The sequence below is a fragment of the Dyadobacter sp. genome (assembly GCF_051859145.1).
GTDB lineage: Bacteria > Bacteroidota > Bacteroidia > Cytophagales > Spirosomataceae > Dyadobacter.
Window position 1 is genome coordinate 1 of record NZ_JBHYGF010000332.1, and the last position, 4,799, is coordinate 4,799.

The following is a 4,799-nucleotide window of genomic DNA, read 5'->3' on the forward strand; positions in this document are numbered from 1 at the left end:
GCTGAGCGCATTGCCAATCTGCGGATTGAAAAACGGAGCGGAACCAGCAACAACGATACCGGCTTTCCCGATAGCTACGACGGCGCCGCTGTCACCATCGATCCTGCCGACGAATCGATTGTTTGGAATGCAGCAGCCCAGCGTTGGGAAATCACTTTTGATGTTACAGGTTTCAGCGGTTTCTTCATCAAAACACAGTCGAGCTCGCTTCCGGTACACTGGGTGTCCGTCCGCGCTGCGCTCAATGTGGAAGGCCAGCCGGTGATTTCCTGGAAAGTGCAGGAAGCTGACGTAGCCTCTTATTCCATTCACAAAAGCATGGACGCAAGGCGCTACGAAGTAATCGGGCAGCTGCAAGGTATCGGTGACGGAATGCACGAGTACCGTTTCAATGAAGCTTTGCCACTAACCGGAACAGCCTATTACCGCATCAGTCAAACGGATCTGGATGGGACTACCACTTTCAGCAAGATCGTCACACTGAGCAGCGACAAAAGACCAGAACCTTCTTCCGTGTACCCAGTGCCAGCAAGGAGAGAAGTTTTTGTTATCGTCAAAAATGCGGTTAAAGAAGAGGAAACGCTCACATTAACAGATTTATCGGGTAGAAACCTGAAAGTGCAAAAACTACAAACTGGCACTAACAAAATCGACGTCAGCGGCCTTCAAATGGGCGTTTACCTGATCAGAACAACCGGCGGAGAAGTTTTCAAGATTGTTAAGGAATAGTTTTTGGCTATCGGCTATCGGCTATCAGCTCTCGGCTGTTAGCCGATAGCTCCTGACATCGCAATTCAAAAGAAGCCGATTGCCGATAGCCGAAAGCCGAAGTATAAAAGTGCTAAAAGCAACCGCCCACAGATTCCCTGGCATCTTTTTATTAGGGGTTTTCGAAACAACTTGAAACACGTGAATATCCTATGAAAAGGACGCTTCAAATCTCGAATATCGTTGCATTACTCGTTACCATACTCGTCAATTACCTTTCCAACACAGGTGTTTTCAATGGAAATACGATGGCGAGTGTGTCCGGTGAATACCAGAACCTTTTTACCCCGGCAGGCTACGCATTTTCAATTTGGGGAATTATTTACATCAGTCTGGCAGGGTTTATAGTTTACCAGAGCCGCGGCCTATTTAACAACAAACAACCTGATCCCGATGTGGCGAATATCGGCTGGCTGTTTGTACTTACCTGCGTGGCCAACTGTCTGTGGATTGTCGCCTGGCTATACGATTACACAGGCGTTTCCGTACTCATTATGTGCGCCTTACTATTCTTCCTGATCCAGATCATTCTTAATACAAGAATGGAAATGGAGCTGGTTTCATTTAAGAAAGTAGCATTGCTCTGGTGGCCTTTTGCATTGTACACAGGCTGGATTTTGCTCGCGTTGGTTGCTAATGCTGCGGCCTTCCTGACCAAGATTGAATGGAACCGCTTCGGACTTTCGGAAGTGACCTGGACGCTGATTATGATTACGATTGCCGGGCTCGTGTACCTTTATCTTACCTGGACTCGCAACCTGCGGGAATCGGCGATAGTAGGAATTTGGGGCTTGATCGCGGTGGCGGTTGCCAACTGGGACAATGAGCAAACCATCGCTTACTACGCGATCGCAATGTCGGTCGTTTTGTTTATCAGCAATGGAATTCATGGTTACCAGAATAAAGGGCGTGCTTTTGTGCTGCCTAACGGGAAGACGATGTAATTCCTGACCAAAATCATTTTCTGGCATAAGGCCAGTCAGCCGCTTCCTTTGCGTGATGCTCCAATTTTGTTCCGGTAAAAAAGAAGACCATGAGCAAATCCGTAATGGAGCCACCGCGGGAAGTGGCTGAAAAACATACCTGCTATCACTGCGGGGAAGATCTGAAAAGCGAAGTTATCTTTCTGGACGAGCACGAATTCTGCTGTGAAGGCTGCTCTGTGGTATATGATCTGCTGAAAGAAAATGACCTTTGCGACTATTACGCCATTGACGGCTCACAGGGTATATCTCCCGGCAATTCCTTTTTTGATGGTAAATACGATTACCTGGACTTACCCGAGGTAACTACTAAAATACTTGAATTTACCGATGGGAAACTTTCCTGTGTCAACTGGCACATTCCCAAAATGCATTGCAGCTCCTGCATCTGGCTGCTCGAACAGTTGTACCGCTTCAATGCCGCCATTCGCAGCTCGGTGGTCAACTTTCCCGAAAAGAAGCTCCGCATTACTTTTGACTCCGAAAAAATCAAGCTCAGCGAACTCGCAGCGGTGATCACACGCGTGGGTTACGAACCTTATATCAGCCTCAACGACCTGGAAGGAAAACGGATCCGCAAGTGGAACCGCATTAAATTGTACAAGATCGGTATCGCCGGATTCGCATTTGGCAATATCATGATGCTGAGCTTTCCCGAATATTTCCACCTTAGCTCCTCCTCTATCGACCAGGACTTGCGCGCCACATTCAGTTACATGAATGTGGCGCTGAGCCTGCCTGTGTTGTTTTATTGCGCAGCAGACTTCTTCAAATCCGCCTGGAATGCATTGAAAGGCAAATACATGAACATCGAAGCGCCAATCGCACTCGCACTGATATGTATTTTCCTCACGAGCTTATATCAGATATTTACCGAAACCGGACCAGGTTACCTCGATTCTTTTGCCGGCGCGATCTTCTTCATGTTGGTCGGCCGCTTTTTTCAGGACAAAACCTACGCAGGGATCGCATTTGACAGGGATTATAAATCCTACTTTCCCATTGCGGTTTCCGTTTTAAACAATGGTACCGAAATGCGGACACCCATTACCGATCTAAAAAAAGGCGACAAGCTGCTGGTGCGCAACCAGGAGCTGATCCCCGCCGACGCGGTGCTCCTCAGTGCCGAAGCTTTGATCGACTACAGCTTCGTTTCAGGCGAAGCAAAACCTTTGCACCGCAAGAAAGGCGATACCATTTACGCAGGCGGCAAGCAAACGGGGCCTTCCATTGAGCTCGAAGTAGTGCGTGAAGTGTCTCAAAGCTACCTTACCCAGCTTTGGAACAATGATACATTCAGTCGTGAAAAGGAACACCGGAACAACACCCTGGCCGAGCGGATCAACCGCTACTTTTCACCGACCGTACTGGTCATTGCTTCACTTACCTTTCTGTTCTGGTATTTTGTAAATGATAATCCTGAAACTGCATTCCGTGCATTCACTACCTGCCTGCTGGTAGCCTGTCCGTGCGGTCTGGTTTTCTCATCCACATTCACCAATGGAAATCTCGTCGCATTGTTTGGCAAGAACCGTTGCTACCCGAAAAACTCCGACGCCATCGAACGTTTATCGAGGATCGATACGGTGGTTTTTGATAAAACCGGTACCATTACCAAGTCGAGCGAAGTGGAGATTGCATTCGTCGGAGACGCATTGTCTGCGGAGAAATTGGTGATCGTCAAAACAATCGCAAGCCAGTCCTCACACCCGCTGAGCCGGGTTATCGTTGATTTTTTGTCAGATGTAAAAGCGAGCCGCAGGGGACTATTGGGCTACCAGGAAATACCCGGCGCGGGAATCAGCTGCCAATGGGGCGACCAGGATGTAAAACTCGGCTCAGCAAAATGGGTCGGACTTCCAAAAACGGAAGAGGCCGCGGGCTCATCGCAGGTATTTCTAGCCATTGACGGGCAGGTACCGGGTTATTTTTTGGTCAAAAGCAAATACAGGGCTAACCTGCCGCTCACAATCTCCAAACTGCAAAGCAAAGGTTTTGACACTTACCTGCTGTCAGGCGATAAACCCACAGACCAGGACTTTCTCGCACCTATGTTTGGAAACAGATCCAATTTGTTATTTGAACAAAAACCTGAGGAGAAACTGCAGTTCATCCGGCATTTGCAGGAAACAGAAAAAAAGAACGTACTTATGGTAGGCGACGGCCTCAACGACGCCGGTGCATTGCGGCAGAGTAATGTGGGTGTAGCCGTTTCCGACGATATCAACAACTTTTCGCCCTCCTGCGACCTGATCCTGGAAGGTAACCGCCTCGCTTTGCTGCCCGCCTACATCAAGCTTGCCAAAGCGGGCCAGAATATCATTAAAGCCAGTTTCGGTATCTCGGTAGTTTACAATGTGTTCGGACTTTCGCTCGCGATTGGCGGGCAGCTTTCACCTGTGATCGCCGCGATCCTGATGCCGGTCAGCCTGGTTACGATTGTCGCATTTACCACTTTCACGAGCAGCCGCGCTGCGGCCCGCTTACTCAAAAACTGACCAAAGTCATGTGAATTGCTCCCGTGCGTCATCATTTAGCGGAGCGGCGCCCAGTAGTTTTGGACATCGGAATTAATCAAAATCACCACCGCCATGACAGCCATTTTCGTGATGCTGGCCGCCAGCTTATCCATTGCCATCGCATTCCTGGGCGCATTCATCTGGTCCGTCAGAAAAGGACATTACGACGACGATTACACGCCCTCGGTCCGCATCCTGATGGACGACAAAATGCCTGCTGCCAAGAAAAAAACCAAATAAACCGCATTACTAAATTTTACTTTACCAATGTCAAACGTTCCTCACGCTGATCTGGCTCAGGTTGAACTGGATGAGTTTCAATACGACAACCGCATCGTCCGCGACTTTGCCATCGCGACGATCCTCTTCGGGTTAATCGGGATGCTCGTCGGGCTGCTCGCCGCTTTACAGCTCGTGTACCCCGACCTCAACATGGATTTACCCTTTCTGACATTCAGCCGCATCAGGCCGCTGCATACCAATGCGGTGATCTTCGCATTTGTCGGAAACGGGTTTTTCACCGGACTTT

5 protein-coding genes are annotated in these 4,799 nt (G+C 49.1%); all 5 read left to right on the forward strand.

All coding sequences use genetic code 11. The features are described from left to right. A partial coding sequence (locus ACTIE6_RS17710; protein ID WP_439557907.1) for a T9SS type A sorting domain-containing protein occupies positions 1-729 on the forward strand: 729 nt, incomplete at its 5' end. 191 nt (positions 730-920) lie between these two features. After that, positions 921-1,712, forward strand: a complete 792-nt coding sequence (locus tag ACTIE6_RS17715; RefSeq protein ID WP_439557908.1) for a tryptophan-rich sensory protein — start codon at positions 921-923, stop codon at positions 1,710-1,712. Between the two features lie 89 nt (positions 1,713-1,801). Beyond that, entirely contained in the window at positions 1,802-4,249 is a 2,448-nt protein-coding gene (locus tag ACTIE6_RS17720) for a heavy metal translocating P-type ATPase (RefSeq protein ID WP_439557909.1), read from the forward strand. 93 nt (positions 4,250-4,342) lie between these two features. Continuing rightward, positions 4,343-4,510 carry a cbb3-type cytochrome oxidase assembly protein CcoS gene (gene ccoS, locus ACTIE6_RS17725; RefSeq protein WP_439557910.1) on the forward strand — a complete coding sequence of 56 codons (168 nt, stop codon included), beginning with the start codon at positions 4,343-4,345 and terminating at the stop codon, positions 4,508-4,510. 27 nt (positions 4,511-4,537) lie between these two features. Further along, the coding region (locus tag ACTIE6_RS17730) for a cbb3-type cytochrome c oxidase subunit I (protein WP_439557911.1) at positions 4,538-4,799 on the forward strand (262 nt) is incomplete at its 3' end.

What these genes read in the sequence shown, in the direction of transcription:
- ccoS (WP_439557910.1), top strand. Translation starts at nt 4,343, where the DNA reads ATGACAGCCATTTTCGTGATGCTGGCCGCCAGCTTATCCATTGCCATC.
- ACTIE6_RS17720 (WP_439557909.1), top strand. Translation starts at nt 1,802, where the DNA reads ATGAGCAAATCCGTAATGGAGCCACCGCGGGAAGTGGCTGAAAAACAT.
- ACTIE6_RS17715 (WP_439557908.1), top strand. Translation starts at nt 921, where the DNA reads ATGAAAAGGACGCTTCAAATCTCGAATATCGTTGCATTACTCGTTACC.